This window comes from Shewanella sp. MBTL60-112-B2, from assembly GCF_019655055.1.
GTDB lineage: Bacteria > Pseudomonadota > Gammaproteobacteria > Enterobacterales > Shewanellaceae > Shewanella.
In genome coordinates this window covers 75,102-98,611 of the sequence record NZ_BPFA01000015.1, presented here as the reverse complement: position 1 = coordinate 98,611, position 23,510 = coordinate 75,102, and the positions used below count along the sequence as shown (strand labels likewise).

Below are 23,510 nucleotides of genomic sequence, written 5' to 3'. Positions count from 1 at the left end.
TATAAACAGCCCTGAGCTTGTCTTTATATAAACAGCCCTGAGCTTGTCTTTATATAAACAGCCCTGAGCTTGTCTTTATATAAACAGCCCTGAGCCTGTCTTTATATAAACAGCCCTGAGCTTATCCTTATATAAACAGCCCTGAGCCTGCCTTTATATAAACAGCCCTGTAATAAGTGAATAAACCACCAAATTAAGCTAACAAACGCGCTAGCCCTTCCAGGTAAAGTAGTTCTCGATATAGAGCATTTTATCGCCAGCCGATAGCCTATTTAGCTATTTTTGAACGAATTCATCATAGATTAATCATACTCACGTAGACTTTTATGTAGTAAGTTGATAAAGGTCTTAAGTGAAAATACCAGTGAGGTCTATATGAGAAAAAAAACAATTAATAATGTTGCAGCGCGTCGTCGTAGCCAATTGAAAACACGCCACCTAAAAGTCCTTAACAGACACAAACAGTTCTTCGCATTTATTAAACCTTCGGATGACGCTTTTTTTTAACTCTTAGGAGTCGATAACAAGGCTTGTTGCTTAGCTAAGGCTTTGGCTGCCTTTTTCTCTTTTCTTCTACGCTTGAAAAATGCGCTTAGCTGTTCGCTACACTCGGTTTCAAGCACGCCAGAGCTAACATCAACTTGATGATTAAAAGCACTGAGTCGCACAATGTCGATCACAGTGCCTGCTGCACCAGTTTTTTCATCACGGGCGCCAAATACCAAGCGATTAATTCGAGAGTGTACAATAGCTCCTGCACACATTGCACAGGGCTCCAGCGTCACATACAGTGTGGTATCGAGTAAGCGGTAGTTTTGCATTATCTGCCCTGCTTGGCGCAAACACTGCATTTCGGCATGAGCACTTGGGTCGTGTAAACCTATACTAAAATTAAATCCAGCGCTGACCACTTCACCATTTTTAACCAACACGGCTCCAACAGGTACTTCCCCCTTCTCTTCCGCTTTTATCGCCATATCCATCGCCATTTTCATGAAATGGATATCCTGTTCCTGCTGTGACAATCTACGCCCCTAATATTTATCTATAACCGTTCGATATTGTTAACTTAACCCTGCTTGAAACATCGCATTTGAAATGCTTAACATTTGAAAACATATCATTTGAAAAACATAGCTAAGTAAAAACACTGTCAATCTATGACGCCAGATTATATCAAGCTTTATACTTAAACGAGCCATCAATCGCTCATTGTAGGGCTAAATCTTGCCTAACCAGTTAACCTTATCAACTCGCTCTCCAAAAAACATCGCCCCCGCAACCGTATGGTGTCCGTAATCATAGAAGTACTTCTGGTATTCGTTATCAATGGCATAACAGACTCGCTCGCGCTTATTACACACATAATCCATTCTATCGAGCAGTATCACATCTTGATATTGCCCAGCGAGAGCCGCTAACGTTAAATTAGCCTTTTGAGTAAACTGCTTAAATTCTCGATGAGAAAACTGTTCAAAATGCTTCTGATTAATCTTGAAAATATCTAGGTTAGAAATATTGTCAGTTCCATGTTCCTTAGCTAGGAGGTGAAATAGGAAGTCGGCATAGGTGCGCTGACCAAACTCTTCAAACTCATAGATGTTTTTCACTAAAATTGTTTTTTTATTGTCGGCTAATAGGCGAGCGACTAACACTTCAATCTGGCTAAGGTCCTGCGGTTTATATTGAGACGCCAACATAACAGCATCAGCCAAGCGATAATTCGGCGAACTAAAAAATGACTCGTCTATATGGCCAATTTCGGTGCCAAAGCGCGCAATTTGGAACTGTGCAAGGGTAGCCTCACTACTGGTGAGTACATTAAATAGATCTTTTGAGTGAGAATTGCCGACAATCAATAATTTTTGTCTGTCGTCCTCAACTTCGAACCATTGAGTTCTATCAAAGTTATTCTTATCCACGCCATAATCTTGATTGCCACTCAATGTTCGTAAGTATTGCCAACTATCAGCACCTAGCTCACGGTTATCAGGTTGGTAGGATTTGACCATCAAATCTAAGTAGGCGTCATTTGCCTTATAGAGCTGCTGATTATCAATCCATAGCCCACCTATAACCAATACAGCCGTTAATACTCCACCACTACTAAAGATGAACTGTCGACTGTAGGCCTGCTTGTTTCTAAAGGGGATCTCCACAAAACGCCAGCTTAAATAAGATAGTCCCACTACAGCGGCGCACAATGACAGCATCAGCCAAACCGAGGGCTCAGTAAAGCTGCGGTATTTTACAAACGCAAATACAGGTTGATGCCATAAATAGGCGCTATAACTTATCAAGCCTACACCGACTAGGGGCTTGAAGCTTAAGCAGCGCTGAACCCAGCTCCCCTCTTGGGCAAATACAATAATCAGTACCGTACCGATTGTTGGAACCAAAGCATAAACACTTGGGAACGGCACACTGGAATCGAAGATGAAAATTGAAAAAACAATCAATAACAACCCCAGAATACTGAGACTATTATTTAAGCTTGAAGTCATCCAGTGAGGCAATTGCTGATTTAGGAAAAATGCGGCAAATACACCAATTAGCAGCTCCCAGCCTCGAGTCGGTAACAAATAAAAATTAGCGCTAGGTGCATTGAAAGCCGCCCACTGGGCTAACGATAAACTCAACAAGAAAATAATCGCGAACGCCACTAAAATCACCCGCTTTCCCATACCCCATAGCATCATTAAAAGTAGTGGAAAGAAGATATAATATTGCTCCTCAACCGCCAGACTCCAGGTATGCAATAAAGGCTTAAGCTCCGCCGCGGTATCAAAATAATCACTCTCCAGCCAAAACAGGATATTGGAGGAGAACGTCGCTACCGCCACGATACTCTGAAAGAAATCTTGCAGATCCAGCGGCATTAACCAGAGCCAAGCAAATGGAATACAAACTAGGATAACAAAGAAGAGTACCGGTAAGATCCTTCTTGCGCGGCGCTCATAGAAGTTAAGGATGCTAAATTTTTCTTGCTCGAGCTCGTTTAAGATGATGCTAGTAATCAAATAGCCACTGATCACAAAAAACACATCGACCCCAACAAAACCGCCACTAAACTGGTTAAATCCGGCATGAAACAAGATCACTGGGATCACGGCTAAGGCTCTTAATCCATCAACTTCCGCTCTATAGCGCATAGGCAAACTCCCTTTAATGCTGTTCTAATCGATATAGTCCCTTTAACTATTTATAGTTGAATAACTTATTAACAAGCATAAAAAAACGCGTTCATATTGCTATGAACGCGTTTTTATTATCGATATAAATCAGACCCATGTAGGTCTTAACGTTAATGGGTTAGGCGTCAGCCATTATTCCCATTCAATCGTTGCAGGTGGCTTACCTGAAATGTCGTAAACCACGCGTGAAATACCATTTACTTCGTTAATGATACGGTTAGATACACGACCAAGGAAATCATAAGGTAGGTGTGCCCAATGCGCTGTCATAAAGTCGATAGTTTCTACTGCACGTAGTGATACAACCCAGTCGTACTTACGACCGTCGCCCATTACGCCAACAGAACGTACTGGCAGGAACACGGTAAATGCTTGGCTTACCTTGTTGTAAAGGTCAGCTTTGTGTAGCTCTTCGATGAAAATCGCATCAGCTAAACGTAGCAAGTCACAGTATTCTTTCTTCACTTCACCTAGAACACGTACACCAAGACCTGGTCCTGGGAACGGGTGACGGTAAAGCATGTCGTATGGCAGACCTAGCTCTAGACCAATCTTACGCACTTCATCTTTAAACAGTTCACGTAATGGCTCAACCAGACCCATTGCCATATCATCTGGTAAACCGCCAACGTTATGGTGTGACTTAATGCAGTGTGCCTTACCCGTTGCGCTACCAGCAGACTCAATAACGTCTGGGTAGATAGTGCCTTGTGCAAGCCATTTAGCATTAACGCACTTCTTAGATTCTTCATCGAAGATTTCTACGAATACACGGCCAATGATCTTACGCTTAGCTTCAGGTTCTGCTTCGCCAGCCATTGCATCTAAGAAACGGTTTTCAGCATCAACGTGAACGATGTTTAGACCGAAGTGGTCACCAAACATGTCCATAACTTGCTGCGCTTCGTTAAGACGAAGTAGACCGTTATCAACGAACACACATGTTAGCTTGTCACCAATTGCGCGGTGAAGCAGCATAGCAACCACTGATGAATCAACACCACCAGATAGACCTAAGATAACTTCGTCATCACCAATCTGCTCTTTTAAGCGCTCTACCGCATCTTCAATAATTGAAGCAGGTTTCCAGTTTGCTGGACAAGCACAGATCTCAAGGGCGAAATGCTCAAGCATACGCTTACCTTGACGAGTATGAGTCACTTCTGGGTGGAACTGCACGCCGTAGAACTGCTTGTCTTCATTTGCCATAGCTGCAAAAGGACACGTTTCAGTCTTAGCAACAGCCACAAAACCTGCTGGAATTTCAGAAACCTTGTCACCGTGGCTCATCCATACGTCAAGCAGTGGCTTGCCTGTTTCGCTTACCGCGTCTTCAATCGCTTTGAATAGTGCAGATTCAGTTTGTAATTCAACTTGTGCGTAGCCAAATTCACCTTCGCCTACACCTTGAATAACTTTACCACCAAGCTGCTCAGACATGGTTTGCATGCCGTAACAAATACCTAGTACAGGTACGCCAGCGTTAAACACATATTCTGGAGCACGAGGTGAGTTCTCAGCGGTAACACTTTCAGGGCCACCGGCTAAGATAATGCCGTTAGGAGCGAATTCACGAATTTGCTCTTCAGAAACATCCCAAGCCCAAAGTTCACAATACACACCGATTTCACGAATACGACGGGCGATCAGTTGAGTGTATTGCGATCCAAAATCTAATATGAGGATCTTATGCTCATGAATGTTGCTCATGGGGTACCTTATCTCTATTTTTCTTTATTGTTAACTAACTAAGCAGTGAGTGCTTTTTGACCTTTCTGCTTAGCTTAATTTAAGGGCGACATTATATGTCGCCCTTAAGATTTAAAACACTAATTAAGAACGAGTGCTGTAGTTAGGTGCTTCTTTACTAATCGTCACGTCGTGAACATGAGATTCACCCATGCCCGCTGCAGTGATTTTCACAAACTCAGCTTTCTCATTTAGCTCTTTAATCGTTGCACAACCTGTTAGGCCCATGCATGAACGTAGACCGCCCATGTGCTGGTGAATGATCTCTTTTAGCTTACCTTTGTAAGCTACGCGACCTTCAATACCTTCAGGTACTAGCTTGTCTGCTGCGTTATCACTTTGGAAGTAACGGTCAGATGAACCTTGAGTCTGAGTCATTGCACCTAGTGAGCCCATACCACGGTATGACTTATATGCACGACCGTTATAAAGCTCAGTTTCACCTGGCGCTTCATCAGTACCAGCAAACATAGAACCCGCCATGATGCACGATGCGCCAGCAGCTAATGCTTTAGCAAGGTCACCAGAGAAACGGATACCACCGTCAGCAATCACTGGAATGTCTAAGTGCTTAACCGCAGCTGCAGCGTCTGATACAGCAGTAATTTGCGGAACACCCACACCCGTTACGATACGTGTTGTACAGATAGAGCCAGGACCAATACCGACTTTAACTGCGTTAACGCCCGCTTCAACGAGTGCAATCGCACCTTCAGCTGTAGCGACGTTACCACCAACGATTTGTAAGTCTGGGTATTTAGCACGAGTATCACGAATGCGTTGTAGAACACCTTCAGAATGACCGTGAGACGAGTCGATAAGCAAGATATCAACGCCAGCTAATACTAGGGCGTCAACACGTTCTTCGTTACCTGGACCTGCACCAACAGCTGCACCAACACGTAAACGACCTAACTCGTCTTTACATGCGTTTGGTTTACGCTCTGCTTTTTGGAAATCTTTAACAGTGATAAGACCCTTAAGCTTGAAGTTGTCATCAACAACTAATACTTTCTCAACGCGGTGAGAATGCATCAACTTTTGAACTTCATCTAGCTTAGTGCCTTCAAGTACAGTCACTAGACGATCTTTTGGAGTCATCACTTGATCAACGGTGCGCGACCAATCAGTGATAAAACGTACGTCGCGGCCAGTGATAATACCCACTAACTCGTTAGCGTCGTTTACCACTGGGTAACCTGCGAAACCATTTTTTTCAGTTAGAACCTTAACATCGGCTAGTGTCGTTGCTGGGGTCACTGTCACTGGCTGCTGAACGATACCCGCTTCGTAAATTTTTACTTTGCGAACTTCTTCAGCTTGCTGCTCAATCGTCATGTTTTTATGGATAAAGCCTAGGCCACCTTCTTGAGCAATAGCAATTGCCAAGCGAGCTTCAGTAACTGTATCCATAGCAGCGGACACGATTGGAGTATTCAACTCAATCTTATTCGTCAGGCGTGTTTTTAAAACAGCTGTATTTGGGAGGACGGTAGAGTGCGCTGGAACCAGCAACACATCATCAAAAGTTAACGCTTCTTTTTTCAATCTTAACATGCAACATCTCCCCAAGAGAGTAGGAATTAGAGGTGAAATATTGCGGCGAGATTATACCTTGCATATCTGGGTTGGTAAATGGAAAATAGACACTAATTCGCATTTGTGTGTAAAAAAATTATGAAAACCCCAAAAAACGATGTTTATACCGTCTCCCGCCTCAACGGCGAAGTTAGACAACTTTTAGAGGGTCAGCTTGGCCGAATTTGGCTCAATGCTGAAATTTCAAACTTTGCGGCGCCGGGCTCTGGCCATTGGTATTTAACCCTCAAAGATAATTTCTCACAAATTCGCTGCGCTATGTTTAAAGGCCGTAATCAAGCGGTTACCTTTCGCCCCGCTAACGGCCAACAGGTTTTAGTTAAAGGCAATATCAGCGTCTACGAACCTCGTGGCGATTATCAATTGCTAATTGAGTCTATGTTGCCAGCTGGTGACGGTTTACTCGCACAGCAATATGAAGCGTTAAAGATGAAGCTTGCGGCCGAAGGCCTTTTTGCCAGTGATACTAAACGCCCGCTTCCCGCTAACATTCAAAAAATTGGTGTTGTCACCTCGCCTACTGGTGCTGCTATTCGCGATATTTTGCATGTGCTTGCCCGCCGTGATTCATCAATAGAAGTCATTATCTACCCTACTCCCGTACAAGGCACTGATGCCGCAAAAAGTATTTGCGATGCCATTAATCTAGCTAATTCGCGAGCCGAAGTTGACGTATTACTGGTGACTCGTGGTGGCGGTTCACTCGAAGATTTATGGAGCTTTAACGACGAAGGCTTAGCCCACACTATTTATAACAGTGGTATTCCTGTGGTGTCAGCCGTTGGCCATGAAGTGGATATGACCATCAGTGATTATGTGGCAGACCTTCGTGCGCCAACCCCCTCTGCAGGTGCTGAACTATTATCGAAAGATGCCGACAATAAGGCGCAAAAATTATTAGCACAGCTTTCACGCCTTAAACAGGCTTGGCAGCATTACCAACTAAAGAAACAAAGCCAAGTTCAAACCATAGAGCACCGCTTACAAAAACAAGATCCACAGCGTCGCCTGCAGATGTATGAGCAAAGTTTCGATGAAATGCAGCTACGCCTGCATCAAGCGATGCAAACCAAGTTACATGCTTCTACCTTAAAACAGCAAAACTTAAGTAATAGATTAGCCAATCAATCACCGCAGCATCGCCTGACGCTTGAAACGCAGCGGTTGAGCTACTTAAGCGCAAAGCTCAATGACGCCATCAATGATAAATTAAAGACGAGTGAACAGCGCCTTGCTCACCGCGCACAACAATTAGAAACCGTTAGCCCGCTCGCTACATTAAGCCGTGGTTACAGCATTACGCTTTCAGGTGATGGCAAAGTGGTGCAGTCTCCGTCTGATACCTGCATTGGCGATACACTGACTACTCGTCTGCGAGATGGCAGTGTCACTTCTACTGTGGTTGAGGTGGGTTAGATAACCTTAGGTTTAAGTTTCGCTTAAAGGATAGCGATTCAAACTTCGTTTGAAAATTAATGTCGTGGCACTTCGGCAATTTCGATGGTGAGTTGGTGTTTTCTGTATGCTTCATAACTCAGTTTTGCCCCAAAGTTGGTTAGCCTTTGAAGGAAGGCTGATTACATTTATTTTTGGATCGCTGCTACAGGAGTGCTCATTCTAAACTGTCACTTTAGAGTGGTTAATAGCCTGCCGCGGGTGCTCAACAGGATGTCAGAATGTCGTGTTCACAGGGATGTTAAGGAAGACCTTATGTGCAGACACTGCTGAAGCTCGCCGCTAGTACGTCCGTGTAGGCTCAACGAAAACATCCCTGTTTTCGACGGCTTCAACCGTATCTACACGGGATAATTGGTGTTTCATTTAAAACATCGTTATTTGATGCCTAAGTTGGTAAAACCAGAAGTATGCCCAAAGATAAAACTAAACAATAATTAATAGGTTAGATTTAATTACTTCTTTTATACCAAATGAATTAGTCACTAAAGATATTGCGCTAGACGACTGAAATATTTAGGGTAACCTAGCAACAAAGGTAATAAAGTAGCGAAAAAGGAATAGGCAAACATGGATGAAGTACTTTCAAGAATTGCAGCGATTCACCAACAGCATGCACTAAAATGCTACCTCGCTATTGAATCGCTAAAAGCCCAATTTGATTGGCCTGAAAAAGATTGGCTAAAAATTAACAAGCTAATTGAGTTAGAGGAACCTAGCTTTGACATAGCTATTCTTAAACCCGGTTCAATGCCCTTTGAACCAGTCGCACGCAGACGTCACTGGGTATTAGCGCATGCTATCTACCCCTACGCCTATTTCACCATGCAAGACTGGTTTAATCAAAGTGATACTAGTGAAATTTTTAGCTATTACGTCGAACAATGTGCAGAGAAAAATGAGTATCTCAGCCATAATATTTCAGTACTGATAGCTTTTAAGCTAGCTTGGCCATTAGTAAAAACAGAAAAGCAAAAACTGCGATTTATTGAGCGTTTCTGTGAGTTCGTAACGGCAACTTTCTACGGCAATAACCATCAATCATATCCAGTAGCAACTGATTACAATAAACCGAAGAGTATTGATGAGCAAACAGTACTGGCAAGCGCACTAAAACAACCTGGTTTTTGGGGACATAATCTCATTGCTTTAGCATCTATTTTACGAGTAAAAGACCAAATGCCTGTAGCTACTTTCCAGCAACTGCTAATAAATCTAGATGAACAGTGCTATTGGAAGTTTGAAGATGATACAGATAAACCTCAAATCAGCTATGCTTGTGCTAATCACATATCTAAACAGACTTTAGAGTCTGTCTGCTTTGAACTGCTAATTAACTCGCAGAGAAACTTACATCAAATAACTCTGGCGGAGTCTGCTTGTTACCTGTTCAACTTGGAGTGGGTTTCCACTAAACAGAAGTCACAACTGATAGACGTGATTAACCACTTCTCAAAAAGCAAACCCATTTAGAGTAAACAACTCTACTTCACTCCACAGAAAACACAGACTTCCTATCGAAATCACCAAAAAATCTAATCCATTAGGTAAGCGAAATAAAATACCGCATAGAGACCATGTAAACCTTGTTTTTACACAGACTTACGGTTGATTAATCGTGATATAATTGGCTGAACGTTCATCACTCTTAACACGAAAGTAAGCTTCTGGATAACGAAAGCTACAAAACAAAAGACAGATTAGATTACATGCGAACAAATATGAGCAAAACCATAAGATTGTCACTTGGCCTAGTTTTGGCAGCATTAAACTTCAACGCCTATGCAACACCAGAGAGTGAAGTTGTCATTTCAGACTCTTTTACCGCCGCAGCGATCAAGCATGGATTCAAACCAGAATTAGCCAATCGTTTATGCGAGCCTCTGCCTGATATTGTCAGTATTACTTGTCACCATTCAGGTGAAGACGGCCCCTTTGAAAGCTTAATTGTGCAGTATCGCTACAATACACGCACTACCCATAACGATATGTATAAGCATGTAGAGTTAAACGACATCCTAATTGATTTAAAACATAAACAAATTAACTTTTGGAGTGGTCATCAAATCACTACGCCAGACGGTATTAGCGTCAATCGAATTGAAGGCACCAGTAACTCTTATATTGAAACCGGTGGCATGCGCGGCTTTGTCAGTCGCACCGATAGACGTTTTCAACAACAAAGAGACACGGAATATGAGTTAAGTCATACTTCTGAATTCACCTACAAAGACCTAGGACGAAAAACAGCAATCGATGCGATAACACATTACCAAAAGATGGTGAGCGACAATGACTATGTTGTGGCTTACAAGGAAGATCAGGTGATTGAACCCGTAGCAATAATGCAAGGTGCCAGCTTTACGTTTCCGATAAGCGAGCCATTGAGACAACGACTCATAGATGTTATTCAACAAAGTACAAAATAAGAAAAAGGAACCCTAGGGTTCCTTTTTCAATATCATTCGGCTAGTTCAAGCAAGCTCAAACTAAAACACGAATTAATCTTTATTCTTGTCGCGAATATGGGCTGTCATACGTTTACGACGACGCTCCTGACTCACTGTTAGCTTCTTAGAGTTCATCCCCTCAAATGGGTTGCCACCCTCTTGGAAGCGTAACTGGATTGGCGTACCAATCACCTTCAATGAACGACGGAAGTAGTTCATCATATAACGCTTGTAAGAGTCTGGAAGCTTCTTAACCTGGTTACCGTGCACAACCACGATTGGTGGGTTGTAACCACCGGCGTGAGCGTATTTAAGCTTAACGCGGCGACCGTTAACCAATGGTGGCTGGTGATCGTCTTGTGACATCTGCATGATACGAGTCAGCATAGAGGTACTTACGCGGCGCGTTGCACTGTCGTAAGCTTCTTCGATTGACTCAAACAAGTGACCTACACCTGTACCATGAAGTGCAGAAATAAAGTGAATACGAGCAAAATCGATAAAGCCTAAACGACGATCAAGCTCAGTTTTCACTCTGTCTTTAACGTTTTGGTCGATACCGTCCCACTTGTTGACGGCAATAACTAATGCACGGCCAGCGTTAAGCACGAAACCTAATAGACCTAGATCTTGCTCGGCAATACCTTCACGGGCGTCGATAACAAGCAAGACTACGTTACTGTCTTCAACCGCTTTAAGAGTCTTAATAACAGAGAATTTCTCAACTGTTTCATGAACCTTACTACGACGACGTACACCCGCGGTGTCAATCAATACGTATTCTCGGCCCTGACGTTCCATAGGAATATAGATACTGTCACGGGTGGTGCCTGGCTCATCGTATACAACAACGCGCTCTTCACCCAAAATACGGTTAGTTAGCGTCGATTTACCTACGTTTGGCTTACCGATAATAGCAAGCTTGATTGGCAAGTCTTGCAGACGCTTTTGATCAGCTTCTGCTTGCTCTTCCGTGTACTCGCGCTCTTCTTCGTCGTCATCATTGTCTTCTTCTTTAGTGATCCCCATTGCTTCTGCATATGGCGCTAAAGAATATTCAATCATGTTGGTAACACCACGGCCCTGAGCCGCAGCCATCTGGTAGACTTCACCTAGACCCAATGACCAGAACTCTGCACAGGCAGAATCGGCATCGATACCGTCGACTTTGTTAGCCACAACGAAAGTGGTTTTTTCGCGACTACGTAAATGTTGAGCAATCGCAAGATCGGCAGCGGTTAAGCCCGCGCGAGCGTCAGTCAAAAATAGCACTACATCTGCTTCTTCAATCGCAGCTAGAGATTGCTCGGCCATGCGAGTTTCAATCCCTTCTTCAGTGCCGTCAATACCGCCGGTATCAACTACGATGAACTCATAACCTGCAAGATGTGCTCGGCCGTATTTACGATCCCGAGTTAGCCCAGGAAAGTCAGCGACAAGCGCGTCTCTGGTACGGGTAAGTCTGTTAAAAAGGGTCGACTTACCAACGTTTGGTCGCCCAACTAGGGCCACAACAGGAATCATTTAATTGCCTCTATTACTCATTTCTAATAACTAAAAAGCCCCCGGCATACACATCCAGGGGCCTTATCATCTCTAACGATTTGGCTTACGGAAGTGTGACTCGAACCACTTTTCCACCACGAGTCTGCACATATAAGTTGTCATTAACAACTAATGGCTGACTGTATAAACCTGAGCTATCAACTTCTACGCGTCCAACGATTTGACCGTCAGACTTATTTAAGAAGTGTAGATACCCCTCAAAATCCCCCACAACCACGTAATCTTTAAACGACACAGGTGCGGTTAAATTACGGTTAGCAAGTTCTGCATTATTCCATAACTCTAGACCATTTCGTCTATCAACAGAATAAATACGACTGTGATCGTCGACCACAAATAGGCTTACGCCAGAATAAGCTAACTCATTAAAGCTCGAATAACTGCGTGACCAAACGATACGACCAGTGCGCATCTCCATAGACACTAAGTTACCGTTGTAACTGACAGCATATAGGTTTTCACCTACAAGCAATGGCTTCATATCTATATCGGCCATACGCGAGAACTCATTGCCTCCCGTTGGTGTGTAGATAGCCTGTTCCCATGCAGCCTGGCCATTGTTCTTGATCACAACAGCAATTTTACCATCGGCGGTGCCAACAAAGAAACCACCTGCTTCATAAGAAGCGGCGCCAGTACCACGTAGGGTCAAGGTTGGTAGTTGGTTTTCATATACCCACTGCTGAGTACCGTCTTCCACGTCAAACGCTTCTAACGTACCCGCACCGGTATTAACCACTACCACATCTTCGCCTACCGTGGGGGCTGATAACAACTCTCCACCGGCAACGACATGCCAAACCGCTTCTCCAGTAGCTTCGTCAAAAGCCGCTAGAAGACCGCTTTCGCCGCCCACAAATACCTTGTTGCGTGACGCTGTTACACCGCCCGCTAAACGTGCACCTTTGTTTTTAGCTAACGCATTATCTCTAAATGCAGAGCTAAAATCATTTTGCCAAATACGCTCACCGGTTACTTCGTCGAATGCTTCAACTTTACCGTAACGGTCTGCAACAAACAGTTTGCCGTAATTAGCCGCAGGGCGTAAGCGAGAGTAGTAATCACCGACACCGTCGCCGACGTTTGCGCTCCAGTTTACCTCAGGAAACACGCTGGCTTCTATCTCGGTAAGTGGTGTAATCGGATCTTCCTCTACATCACTCGAAGAACAAGCAGACAAGATGCCTATGCTCATGCCACATGCTAGTAGTGTTTTGCACCAAGACTTCATGGGCAGATTCCTTATGCCTTGTTCAGATTATCAAGCTTCATTTGTAATGTTGGACTAGTCATAGTGCCACCATTGTCTACCGCAGTTTGATAGGCAACCTTTGCCTTCTCTGTTTCACCTTGGCGCACTAAGAAGTCACCCTTTAGCTCATCTTTTTGAGCCTTCGAGGCTGGATCTGTAATTTGTTCAAGGGTAGCAATCGCTGTAGCGTATTGACCTTGTTCTGCCTGTACACGTGCTAGACGCATAGTGGCAATCAACACAATGCTGTTATCAACATTGGTCGCGATAACATTTTTAAGGGTCACTTCTGCTTTAGCTAGATCGCCAGTTTCAACCGCAGACTTAGCCACTAATAGCTCAAGCAGTGATTGATAACCTTTTTGGCCATGCTCTTTGGCAAAATTTTCAGCCGCGGTTAACATTGCCGTATCGGCAGTGTTTTGGCTGCTCAGCGCCTGAAAAGACTCTGATGCTGCTTCAGCTTGCGCTACCTGATGGTCAGAATAATAATTCCAACCGAATAATCCACCTAAACCGACAACGGCGCCAACAACAACTGAGGTGCCGTAATCTTTCCAGAACTGTTTGATAGCATCTACTTGTTGATCTTCTGTGCTATAGATTTCCACTTAAGTCTTCCCCTTTTAAATCAGCTCTGCAATATATGTCGCCAATGCATCACGGGCAACCAATTCTTGTGCTTTATCTTCGCGAAGGTGTTTCACTGCAACTTGATTATTGGCTAGTTCATCTTCACCAATTACCAGTGCAACGCAGGCACCGCTCTTATCGGCTCGCTTCATCTGCTTCTTAAAGTTACCGCCACCACAATGGCTCATCACTTTAGCTGTAGGTAAGCTAGCTCTTAGTTCTTGCGCAATCTTAATCGCTTCAACTTTGCAGTTATCACCCATCGCCGTTACGTATACGTCAACAGCTGGGCCGATATCTTTGTCTAGTTCAAGCGTTTGCAGTAGTAATACGATGCGCTCAAGGCCCATAGCAAAACCAACTGCTGGCGTTGGCTTACCACCAAGTTGACCAACAAGACCGTCGTAACGACCACCGGCCAATACTGTGCCTTGTGAGCCTAGGCTTGATGTTACCCACTCAAAAACCGTGCGATTATAATAATCTAAACCGCGCACTAGGCGAGGATTGATTGTGTATTGGATGCCGACAGCCTCTAAGAGTTCACATAAATGTGAAAAATGTGAACGCGTGTCTTCACCGAAGTAATCCATTAGTACTGGTGCATCGGCTAGAAGTGCCTGCACATCGGCATTCTTAGAATCAAGTACACGTAGCGGATTCGAATACATACGGCGTTGGCTGTCTTCGTCTAATACGTCTTTATGCTGCTCTAAGAAAGCAATCAGGGCGTCACGGTAAGCAGCACGCTCTTCTGTATCACCTAAAGTATTTAGCTCTAGGGTCACATGCTCAGTGATCCCTAGTTTTTCCCACAGCTTGGCTGATAGCATCAAGACTTCTGCGTCGATATCTGCAGTAGGAATACCATAAACTTCAACACCAAACTGGTGGAATTGACGATAACGACCTTTCTGTGGGCGTTCGTGACGGAACATTGGTCCCATATACCACAGACGCTGTTCTTGGTTGTATAGCAAACCGTGCTCGTTACCCGCACGTACCGTTGAGGCTGTGCCTTCAGGACGTAGCGTTAAGCTGTCACCGTTTCTATCTTCAAAGGTATACATCTCTTTTTCAACGATATCAGTTACTTCACCGATAGAGCGCTTAAAGAGATCTGTACTTTCAACGATAGGAGTACGAATTTCGCTATAACCATATGACCCAACAGTGTCACGTAATACGGTTTCAAGTTTTTGCCATAAAGGACTTTGAGTAGGCAGAATGTCGTTCATTCCGCGAATCGCTTGGATCTGTTTTGCCACTATTCGACTCGTCAAATTTGCTATATAAAATTAAAAAACGCCTCGCATTATAGGCGTTTCGAGACTAAACGTACAACAGGTGCATTCACCCATAAAAAATCACAAGCCCACGCAGCAGGCTTGTGATGCAATTGTACTTACTTATTTAAATCTTGAGCCGGAATACGACCCGCTACGATAGCCGCTTTAGCGCGGATCTTCGCCTCTAACGAGTCAACAATATTGGTATTGTCAAAACGCTCTTTCTGGCGAACACCATCGTCGTAATAACCACTCATGCGGTTACCACCAGTAAGGCCAATATCCGACACTAATGCTTCGCCTGGGCCATTGACCACACAGCCAATGATAGAGACATCCATTGGTGTCACGATATCTTCGAGGCGCTGCTCAAGTTCGTTAACCGTTGAAATCACATCAAACTCTTGGCGTGAACACGATGGACAAGCGATAAAGTTAATACCGCGTGAGCGAATGCGTAGTGACTTAAGAATATCAAAGCCGACTTTGATCTCTTCCACTGGATCGGCCGCTAATGAAATACGTAGCGTATCACCAATACCATCGGCCAATAGCATACCTAGACCTACGGCTGATTTAACTGAACCAGCACGTGCACCGCCCGCCTCGGTAATACCAAGGTGAAGTGGCTGAATTATCTGCTTAGCCAGCAAGCGGTATGACTCAACCGCTAAGAATACGTCTGATGCTTTTACACTGACCTTAAATTGATCGAAGTTCATACGATCTAGAATATCCACATGGCGCATCGCAGATTCAAGCAAGGCTTGTGGTGTTGGCTCTTTGTATTTATCCATTAGATCTTTCTCTAATGAACCGCCGTTTACACCGATACGAATTGGAATATTCTTGTCGCGGGCACATTCAACTACGCTACGAATACGCTCTTCGTTACCAATATTACCTGGGTTAATACGTAAGCAATCGACACCGTATTCCGCCACTTTAAGTGCGATACGGTAGTCAAAATGAATATCTGCCACTAACGGCACTGTAGTTTGCTGCTTGATCAGTTTAAACGCTTCAGCGGCATCCATGGTTGGTACTGAAACGCGCACAATATCAGCACCAACATTTTCTAACGCCTTAATTTGCGCAACGGTCGCTTCAACATCTGTTGTGCGGGTGTTGGTCATCGACTGCACTGCAATCGGGGCGCCGTCACCAATAGGTACATTGCCAACATAAATGCGGCTTGATTTGCGTCTGATAATAGGAGATTCGTTATACATCGTTTTGTGCTCTGTGATCCGTTATTGTCCAGCGAGTGGTAACGTCAATCTCGCCACCTTACCGCTAGGATACTGCTCCAAACTAATCGCTTTACCATTAAGTTGGATATTGACTACTTGTGGGGCGCCTAAGGTCACCGAAAACGGCTCGGCCCCTACTAAGTTAATCTCGCTACCGGCTTTCTTAAGATCGCTGACTAAGGTCTTGCCTGTCGCATCAGCGACTTTAATCCAGCAGTCTCCGGTTAGACTTAGCTTAAGCGCTGAGCCTGTATTGCTCTCAGCCGTAACTGGCTCTGCCTGAATCGTTGTAGATGGCGCTATCTCTGCTGATGTAATGTCTGCTGAAGAATTATCTGTTTGAGACGTTTCAGCTAAAACTGGCTTTGAAATCGTCGCAGGAGAGTCAGCGACTTGGTTGTTTTCATTGGTCAGTTGCAAAGTCTCATCAACAGGCTCAGAGATTTGTTCAACACTCGCAGCTTGATTACCCACTAATAATGGCTCAGCTGGACTTGCCTCTGGCAACTGTTCCGATGCAGCAACCTCCTCAACCGTCGGTTGTGAATAGTCTATTGCAGTCTCTAATGACGACTTTTGAAACCACCACCAAACCATTAATGCTAACAGCGCAAACACGATAAGGTAGGTCAACGCCATCAAGCGGCCATCACGAGCCTGACGTGTCGTCTTACGAGAAAAGCTCTGCATCGATGGCTCATCGTCATTCGCAAGCTGCTTATTTAAGCACTCTTGTACGGAAAATGGGTCTGCCTGCACAGCGCGAGCGTAGTTTTTCACATACCCTCGCACATACGTTGCTGCGCCTACCGCCTCTAGATTATCAGCCTCAATCTCTTGCACGATAGTCGGTCGTAAATGCAACTGTGCTGCAATAGCCTCTATCGACAGTCCCTTACTTTCTCGGGCTGTTTTTAGCAAAACGCCCAGTGTGAGCGTCGGCTCATCCACTAGGCTTTCATTGTCTACATTGGGCTCTTGATTCTGTTCATTTTTCATTAATGCATACTAGCCCGATATTCTTTGGCTTGAACAGACTGCGGAAACTTTGCCAGTAGTAAAATACCGAATCGTCTAACCGCTTCTTGGTCATTCAAACCTTGTTCAATTTTAATCCCGAGTGCCAAACTGCCTGCAGATTCTGCAGCCACTCTATGATAACGAGAAAGTTGTTCTCTCGCCTCGGCATATTTGCCCTCTTCAAAATCGATCTCTGTCAGCTCGATTAATGAGGTGCGTCTTCTAGGATCGTAGTTTAGTGCCATCGCAAAATAAGACTGCGCTTTAATCATTTGTCCGGCTTTTCGGCTACAAATACCAAGGTTTTCGTAGGTTGAAGCAGAACGGGTATACAGAGGCTGATCAACCGCTTCTAGAAACATCTTCTCAGACTCGGCATATTTACCTTGCTGACATAAAAATGCACCGAAGTTATTGAATGAATCACCTGATGCATCACTCGCGTTAATCGCTTCTCTATATGCTTGCTCAGTTTTTTCTAATTCACCAACAGACTGGTAATAATAAGCAAAGGCAATGTGAACTTCTTCCAAGTCAGGCGCAAAAGCCAATGCTCGGTCGAGGTTAGCTTTCGCTTGCTCACTATTGCCTTTTTGTAGATAGGTCAGGCCAAGTTGCACTCGCTGACGTGCAGCGGCAACTTTATCCACTTTTCTTTCAGAGACAGGCGTATCGGTACCCGCATAGGTATCTTGGGTAACACACCCTGTTGTCATCACTGACGACAAGATTAATACCAGCGGCAATACCAGCTTACTCTGATTCATTTTTAAGCCCATCTAACAGTCATCTATCAGTAGATACAAAGAGTTAGTTTATTGTGACTGAAATTTGATTTTGTTGCATTTGTTTTTTTGCTAAACGTTTGGTTCTATCGCGAATATCACCCGCTAACTGACCACATGCAGCATCGATATCGTCACCACGTGTTTTACGAACGATAACGGTTAGGCCGTATTCCATCAAGACTTTGGAGAATCTATCTATACGCGAGTTCGATGAACGCCCATATGGAGACCCAGGGTATGGGTTAAACGGAATAAGGTTAACCTTACATGGCGTATCTTTCATTAGCTTAGCTAATTCATGAGCCTGATCAGTACTGTCATTAATATGATCTAACATCACGTATTCGACTGTTACTCGGCCACGGTTAGCATTAGATTTAGCAATATAACGGCGAATACCCGCTAAAAACTCTTCTAATGGATATTTTTTGTTAACTGGAACCAATACGTCACGCAGCTCATCATTTGGTGCATGAATACTCACAGCCAATGCAACGTCTAGTGCATCGCCCAACTTATCGAGTGCAGGAACAACACCTGAAGTTGATAAGGTTACGCGGCGCTTAGATAGGCTAAAACCAAAATCATCAAGCATGATATCCATCGCTGGGATCACATTCTTAAGGTTAAGCAAAGGCTCGCCCATGCCCATCATCACGACGTTTGTGATTGGACGCTCACCGGTATCTTTCACAAAACCAATGAAATCAGCAACGCGCCAAATTTGGCCAACAATTTCTGCAACCGTTAGGTTACGGTTAAAGCCTTGCTGCGCTGTTGAGCAGAAAGTACATTCAAGTGCACAACCCACTTGAGAAGACACACATAAGGTTGCGCGGTCATCTTCAGGGATGTAAACCGTTTCAACTTCTTGGCCATCACCAACGTTAATAGCAAACTTAATAGTGCCATCAGCAGACTTTTGATAACTTGAAATTTCAGGAGCGACGATTTCACATTTTGCGGCAAGTTTAGCGCGCAGTGCTTTGTTAATGTTCGTCATTTCTTCGAAGTCACTAACGCCAAAATGATAAATCCATTTCATCAATTGATCAGCACGGAATGGCTTTTCACCCATCTCGGTAAATAGCGCTCTTAATGCTTTACGATCAAGATCCAATAAATTGATCTTCTTTTCACTCATTTAGTCTAACCTCAAAAAAACCTAAAACCTGCCTGCGGGCGGCGAATTATACAGATCTTAACAAATATTAGCCAGCGGGCTATCACCAAAGTTAAAAACCTGTGCTAGAATCCGCGCAGACTACTTTTGGTCTGCCATTTGGAGGTGTAATTTCACCTTTATGATAACTCTTATCATTATAATATTTGTCGCGATAACTGTCTCTTTTCTTTGTAGTGTGTTTGAAGCTGTATTGCTTTCGGTAACACCTAGTTACATAGCCTCATTATCTAAAACCAATCCTGGTGCAGCTAATAGATTACGTAAGCAGAAAGAGAATGTTGAATCTCCACTCGTTTCGATCCTTACCTTAAACACTATCGCGCACACCGTAGGTGCTGCTGTTGCTGGTGCGCAAGCGGCTAAGGTTTTTGGCGATGAGATGTTAGGCGTATTTTCTGGTGTTCTTACCTTCTTAATTCTCTTCTTCTCGGAGATCATTCCTAAGACCTTAGGTGCAAACTACTGGCGCTCACTCGCTCCAACTGTATCTATCGCATTGGTTTGGATGGAACGTAGTACTTTGCCTCTTATTTGGATGTCTAATCAAGTTACTAAGCTGATGGGCAAAGGCGATGAAGGTCAGTACATTCGTCAAGAAATGAGTGCAATGGCAGAGATTGGTCGCGCATCTGGAGAACTTGATGAGCAAGAGTCGAAGATTTTGACTCAGATGCTGTCGGTTAAAGAGATGCCTGTAACCGCCATTATGACGCCAAGAACAGTGCTATTCAGACTGCCTACTGACTTGACCCAAGATGAGTTTACACGCCAGTATATGGCAAAGCCGTTTACTCGAATTCCAGTCTATGACGAAGAGCCAGATAACATTATTGGTTACGTTAATAGAAACGATATTTTGCTTGCCGAGCGAAACACTCCAAAAGAGTCTATCGCCGTGCTTAAAAAGAGCTTATTGGTGATCCCTGAGACCGCTAAGATTTTGCCTCTATTTGAGCTCATGATTAAGCGAAATACTAAGATTGCTATGGTTGTTGACGAATACGGTTCTCACGAAGGTATTGTAACCTTAGAAGATATCGTTGAATCATTACTTGGCCTTGAGATTGTCGATTCAAACGACCCTGTGGCAGACATGCAACAATTTGCACGTAAGTTATGGAGTCGTCGTATGAAAGATAAAGGCATAGTATTATCTGATGATGGCGATTTCGAAAAAGAAAACCGCTAAAAGCAGTTAATCATCCATAGGATGGCAAAAAAGGGAGCTTGGCTCCCTTTTTTAATACCTTGTTTTGATACCTTGTTTTGATACTTAGTTTTCAGCGCAAACAGACCGCTTTGCCTGCAGCGCAAAAAAGATTCTGCTTGGTATTATTTCATCTCTCCGTGCTATACTCCTCGTTTGGTCCAGAGGAATAAGATGACAACCACCCTACCTAAGTCAGTGCCTACAAAGGCGCAATATAAGTTAAAACTTACCCACATCAATGACACTCACTCACACTTTGATGCAAACCGTATTCAGTTTACGATTTGTGAGCAACAAAAAGAGCTGACTCTTTATAGCCACACCGGTGGTTACGCTCGTATCGCTTATCAGCTCAAACAAGCAAAATTAGCAGCCCAAGATAATCAACAGAGTTTTCTATTTCTACATGGCGGCGACAGTTTTCAAGGCACCCTTTACTACAATGAGTTTAAAGGTAAAGCCAACTCAGACTTGCTGAATATGCTCCAGCCTGATGCTATGGTACTAGGCAATCATGAAATCGACGCTGGTAACGAGCCAGTACTCGACTTTCTTAATGATATTCGCTTCCCATTGCTAGCTGGCAACATGGATCTGAGCCAAGAGTGTCAACAAAAACCGGCATGTCTTGCAAGGCATCCACGGTTACTCGATTTTGACTCGCTCACGCAAACAGCTAAAGTGCTGTTAAAGCCTCTGCAAGATAAGCAAGTGGCGATTATTGGTATCACTTTAGATCAAATGAAAGAGATTGCCCGTCCCGATGAAGACACTCATTTTGTTAGCGCAATTGATACCACACGCCGCACAGTTTCTCATCTGAAGGCTCAGGGCATCGACCACATTATCGTATTAAGTCATTTAGGGCTGGATCAAGATAAGGTCTTGGCCAGTGAGGTCGATGGCATCAGCCTGATTGTTGGTGGTCACTCACATACCCTGCAGGGCGACTTCAGCGAACTTGGCTTATCAAATATGTCCTATGGCGAGCGTATTAACAATACCGCTATATTGCACGCAGGGAAGTATGCTGAAACCTTAGGTATGGCCGACATCGTTTTTGATGAGAAAGGTAAAGTATTAAGCCTCTCTGGTGGCAATTACTTCATGTTAGATCAGCAATTTATTCTGCAAGCTTCCGATGATGTTAGTCCACAGGATTATTTAACGGTTCGCCAAAAATTACAGTCACATCCACTTATCTTATGGGATGAGGAAGACAGCCAAGTACAGACAAGGATCCAGACAAAATACCGTCCTAGTCTAGAAGCGTTAAATAATAAAATTTTAGGCTTTGTCCCTAAAAGTTTGGTTCATACGCGCCTGCCCAGTAAAGCCCTGCCCCATGGCAGCGAAATAGCACCTTGGGTCAGCCGCAGCATGTATCAAGAAACCCGAGAGCTAGGGATTGAGGTCGACTTCGCACTACATAATGCTGGCGGCGTACGTCAGTCTCTCGATAAAGGTGATGTGAGTTTAGCCGAAGTCTTAGGCCGTATTTTACCTTTCGATATCCCATTAGTGACGTACGAGATCCAGGGCCAGTACCTGTTTCAGATGCTAGAGTCTGCGATAAATGCCGCGACCAATAACAGTGTCATTGGCACTGGCGCAGGCAGTTTCCCATACACTTATGGCTTGAAATACTTTTACGATGGCAAGCAAGCTTTGGGGCAACGCATCATCAAGCTTGAAATTCTCAGCCTTGTAGAGGGTAAAAACCAGTGGCTAGAAGTTGATGCTAAGGCTCACTATAAAGGTGTTTCTTCTTCCTATACCGCTTCGGGTAAGGAAGGTTACTACCCAATATTAAAAGCGAATTGGCAAAAGGATATTGAAGGCTTAAGTCTACCAGAGGCGTTTATTCGCTTTATCAGTAAAGCTCAGAGCTTAGATGAAGTAATCGAACCACAGGTTCATTACACCAGCCATAATCTCGTGCCACTGTAATTATGTACTATCTAAGTGGGCAAGAGTCGACCTTTGGCTTTGGCCTTGCCCCAACAACTCCGTAAATAGTTTTAGGGTAATACCAATTGCATTAGTAATTTAATCAATTCAGAAGCGCTCAAGCTTTTCAATTCAAGGCGCATGGACGACAGAATGGTTATTCCCTTGTGAGACCATGCAAAGCAGAAGTGGAATGCTTGAGTGCTTCCCTCTGGGTGGGTTTCAAAGCACTGCATACTGCGCCAGAAACTCTCGATATAGAATAACTATTAGCTTCAAGTTCCCTGCTTGCCTTCAGTGCTTTGAATTCCCACTGAATGAACAGATTATTAATGCAATTGGTATAATTGCTTAATCATGCTGAAGTTCACCAACACTTGATCGCCTTTGTTGTGGCTGTTTTGGGTAATAGTTTCAAAGCCAAACCGCTCAAACACTGGCTTAGCTAAATATGAGGCCTGCACCGTTAACAGCTTAATCCCGAGTGTTAGTGCCTTGTTTTCCAGCTCAGCATATAAAGCCTTCGCGACTCCCATCCCCACAAATTCAGGATGAGTAAACAAGCAATCAACCTCAGCTTCCGCCAAAGAGCCTGCAATTGCCTGTGCGATATCGCTATCGCAATCAACATCGCTAGGTTTCTTGAGGTTAATAAAACCGATAATACCGCAGCTTGTTTCAGCGACCCAAGTTAACGTCCCAGATAAACGCTCAAGCCAAACCTCATCGCTACGCAAGTTTGGTGACCAAACTTTTCGTTGCATCTCACTATAATGAGAAGCGGCACCTTGATTGATACTCAAGTGAAATACCTGAGCGAGCTCTGTGACATCCTTAACCGCAAATGGTCTGACGCTGATTACTGGGGGTTTCATTGGATAAATCCTTTTAATTCGGTAATAAATTGACTCGCTAC

18 protein-coding genes are annotated in these 23,510 nt (G+C 44.0%); 5 read left to right on the top strand and 13 right to left on the bottom strand.

Annotation, left to right across the window (positions count from 1 at the left end; translation table 11 throughout):
- Nucleotides 1-503 precede the first annotated feature (503 nt).
- The 4 genes from tadA to guaB all read right to left on the bottom strand — a co-directional run bounded on the left by tadA (nt 504) and on the right by guaB (nt 6,500).
- Nucleotides 504-1,025 (bottom strand): tRNA adenosine(34) deaminase TadA, encoded by a 522-nt coding sequence (tadA, locus tag K5Q73_RS11520; RefSeq protein ID WP_220760062.1) that lies wholly within the window; start codon nt 1,023-1,025, stop codon nt 504-506.
- Nucleotides 1,026-1,220: 195 nt separating this feature from the next.
- Nucleotides 1,221-3,152, bottom strand: coding sequence for an acyltransferase family protein (locus tag K5Q73_RS11515; protein ID WP_220760060.1), 1,932 nt, complete (start codon nt 3,150-3,152; stop codon nt 1,221-1,223).
- Nucleotides 3,153-3,326: 174 nt separating this feature from the next.
- Nucleotides 3,327-4,904 carry a glutamine-hydrolyzing GMP synthase gene (gene guaA / locus K5Q73_RS11510; protein ID WP_220760058.1) on the bottom strand — a complete coding sequence of 526 codons (1,578 nt, stop codon included), beginning with the start codon at nt 4,902-4,904 and terminating at the stop codon, nt 3,327-3,329.
- Between the two features lie 123 nt (nt 4,905-5,027).
- Nucleotides 5,028-6,500 (bottom strand): IMP dehydrogenase, encoded by a 1,473-nt coding sequence (gene guaB / locus K5Q73_RS11505; RefSeq protein WP_220760056.1) that lies wholly within the window; start codon nt 6,498-6,500, stop codon nt 5,028-5,030.
- A gap of 120 nt (nt 6,501-6,620) precedes the next feature.
- Here guaB and xseA point away from each other — a divergent pair, with 120 nt between their 5' ends.
- The 3 genes from xseA (at nt 6,621) to K5Q73_RS11490 (ending at nt 10,426) form a co-directional block, all read left to right on the top strand.
- Entirely contained in the window at nt 6,621-7,958 is a 1,338-nt protein-coding gene (gene xseA, locus K5Q73_RS11500; protein ID WP_220760054.1) for an exodeoxyribonuclease VII large subunit, read from the top strand.
- Between the two features lie 609 nt (nt 7,959-8,567).
- Nucleotides 8,568-9,470, top strand: coding sequence for a hypothetical protein (locus tag K5Q73_RS11495; protein WP_220760052.1), 903 nt, complete (start codon nt 8,568-8,570; stop codon nt 9,468-9,470).
- A 248-nt stretch (nt 9,471-9,718) separates the two neighbouring features.
- Complete coding sequence (locus K5Q73_RS11490) at nt 9,719-10,426, top strand: hypothetical protein (RefSeq protein WP_220760050.1); 708 nt, start codon at nt 9,719-9,721, stop codon at nt 10,424-10,426.
- Nucleotides 10,427-10,498: 72 nt separating this feature from the next.
- On the opposite strand, the gene der is transcribed toward K5Q73_RS11490, so the two are convergent.
- From der to K5Q73_RS11450, 8 genes are all read right to left on the bottom strand, one after another.
- Nucleotides 10,499-11,971 (bottom strand): ribosome biogenesis GTPase Der, encoded by a 1,473-nt coding sequence (gene der / locus K5Q73_RS11485; protein WP_220760048.1) that lies wholly within the window; start codon nt 11,969-11,971, stop codon nt 10,499-10,501.
- An 85-nt stretch (nt 11,972-12,056) separates the two neighbouring features.
- Complete coding sequence (gene bamB, locus K5Q73_RS11480) at nt 12,057-13,244, bottom strand: outer membrane protein assembly factor BamB (protein ID WP_220760046.1); 1,188 nt, start codon at nt 13,242-13,244, stop codon at nt 12,057-12,059.
- Nucleotides 13,245-13,255: 11 nt separating this feature from the next.
- Complete coding sequence (locus K5Q73_RS11475; RefSeq protein WP_220760044.1) at nt 13,256-13,876, bottom strand: tetratricopeptide repeat protein; 621 nt, start codon at nt 13,874-13,876, stop codon at nt 13,256-13,258.
- A gap of 15 nt (nt 13,877-13,891) precedes the next feature.
- Complete coding sequence (gene hisS / locus K5Q73_RS11470) at nt 13,892-15,166, bottom strand: histidine--tRNA ligase (RefSeq protein ID WP_220760042.1); 1,275 nt, start codon at nt 15,164-15,166, stop codon at nt 13,892-13,894.
- Between the two features lie 137 nt (nt 15,167-15,303).
- Nucleotides 15,304-16,419, bottom strand: coding sequence for a flavodoxin-dependent (E)-4-hydroxy-3-methylbut-2-enyl-diphosphate synthase (gene ispG / locus K5Q73_RS11465; protein WP_220760039.1), 1,116 nt, complete (start codon nt 16,417-16,419; stop codon nt 15,304-15,306).
- 21 nt (nt 16,420-16,440) lie between these two features.
- Nucleotides 16,441-17,439, bottom strand: a complete 999-nt coding sequence (locus tag K5Q73_RS11460) for a RodZ domain-containing protein (protein WP_220760037.1) — start codon at nt 17,437-17,439, stop codon at nt 16,441-16,443.
- On the bottom strand, nt 17,439-18,227 hold the full coding sequence (gene pilW / locus K5Q73_RS11455) for a type IV pilus biogenesis/stability protein PilW (RefSeq protein WP_259650722.1): 789 nt from the start codon (nt 18,225-18,227) through the stop codon (nt 17,439-17,441). The genes K5Q73_RS11460 and pilW overlap by 1 nt, the downstream gene beginning before the upstream one ends.
- Before the next feature lie 43 nt (nt 18,228-18,270).
- Nucleotides 18,271-19,392 carry a bifunctional tRNA (adenosine(37)-C2)-methyltransferase TrmG/ribosomal RNA large subunit methyltransferase RlmN gene (locus K5Q73_RS11450; protein WP_220760033.1) on the bottom strand — a complete coding sequence of 374 codons (1,122 nt, stop codon included), beginning with the start codon at nt 19,390-19,392 and terminating at the stop codon, nt 18,271-18,273.
- A gap of 160 nt (nt 19,393-19,552) precedes the next feature.
- Between K5Q73_RS11450 and K5Q73_RS11445 the strand changes: the two genes are divergently transcribed.
- Nucleotides 19,553-20,623: a CNNM domain-containing protein gene (locus K5Q73_RS11445; RefSeq protein ID WP_220760031.1), complete on the top strand. Its 1,071-nt coding sequence runs from the start codon at nt 19,553-19,555 to the stop codon at nt 20,621-20,623.
- Nucleotides 20,624-20,815: 192 nt separating this feature from the next.
- Nucleotides 20,816-22,594 (top strand): bifunctional UDP-sugar hydrolase/5'-nucleotidase, encoded by a 1,779-nt coding sequence (locus K5Q73_RS11440; protein ID WP_220760029.1) that lies wholly within the window; start codon nt 20,816-20,818, stop codon nt 22,592-22,594.
- A 329-nt stretch (nt 22,595-22,923) separates the two neighbouring features.
- On the opposite strand, the gene K5Q73_RS11435 is transcribed toward K5Q73_RS11440, so the two are convergent.
- Nucleotides 22,924-23,469 carry a GNAT family N-acetyltransferase gene (locus tag K5Q73_RS11435; RefSeq protein WP_220760027.1) on the bottom strand — a complete coding sequence of 182 codons (546 nt, stop codon included), beginning with the start codon at nt 23,467-23,469 and terminating at the stop codon, nt 22,924-22,926.
- Nucleotides 23,470-23,510: the final 41 nt, after the last annotated feature.

Bases quoted from the DNA above. Each gene is read 5' to 3' on its own strand.
- K5Q73_RS11515 (WP_220760060.1), bottom strand. From the start codon at position 3,152: ATGCGCTATAGAGCGGAAGTTGATGGATTAAGAGCCTTAGCCGTGATC.
- guaA (WP_220760058.1), bottom strand. From the start codon at position 4,904: ATGAGCAACATTCATGAGCATAAGATCCTCATATTAGATTTTGGATCG.
- guaB (WP_220760056.1), bottom strand. From the start codon at position 6,500: ATGTTAAGATTGAAAAAAGAAGCGTTAACTTTTGATGATGTGTTGCTG.
- xseA (WP_220760054.1), top strand. From the start codon at position 6,621: ATGAAAACCCCAAAAAACGATGTTTATACCGTCTCCCGCCTCAACGGC.
- K5Q73_RS11495 (WP_220760052.1), top strand. From the start codon at position 8,568: ATGGATGAAGTACTTTCAAGAATTGCAGCGATTCACCAACAGCATGCA.
- K5Q73_RS11490 (WP_220760050.1), top strand. From the start codon at position 9,719: ATGAGCAAAACCATAAGATTGTCACTTGGCCTAGTTTTGGCAGCATTA.
- der (WP_220760048.1), bottom strand. From the start codon at position 11,971: ATGATTCCTGTTGTGGCCCTAGTTGGGCGACCAAACGTTGGTAAGTCG.
- bamB (WP_220760046.1), bottom strand. From the start codon at position 13,244: ATGAAGTCTTGGTGCAAAACACTACTAGCATGTGGCATGAGCATAGGC.
- ispG (WP_220760039.1), bottom strand. From the start codon at position 16,419: ATGTATAACGAATCTCCTATTATCAGACGCAAATCAAGCCGCATTTAT.
- K5Q73_RS11460 (WP_220760037.1), bottom strand. From the start codon at position 17,439: ATGAAAAATGAACAGAATCAAGAGCCCAATGTAGACAATGAAAGCCTA.
- pilW (WP_259650722.1), bottom strand. From the start codon at position 18,227: ATGAATCAGAGTAAGCTGGTATTGCCGCTGGTATTAATCTTGTCGTCA.
- K5Q73_RS11450 (WP_220760033.1), bottom strand. From the start codon at position 19,392: ATGAGTGAAAAGAAGATCAATTTATTGGATCTTGATCGTAAAGCATTA.
- K5Q73_RS11445 (WP_220760031.1), top strand. From the start codon at position 19,553: ATGATAACTCTTATCATTATAATATTTGTCGCGATAACTGTCTCTTTT.
- K5Q73_RS11440 (WP_220760029.1), top strand. From the start codon at position 20,816: ATGACAACCACCCTACCTAAGTCAGTGCCTACAAAGGCGCAATATAAG.
- K5Q73_RS11435 (WP_220760027.1), bottom strand. From the start codon at position 23,469: ATGAAACCCCCAGTAATCAGCGTCAGACCATTTGCGGTTAAGGATGTC.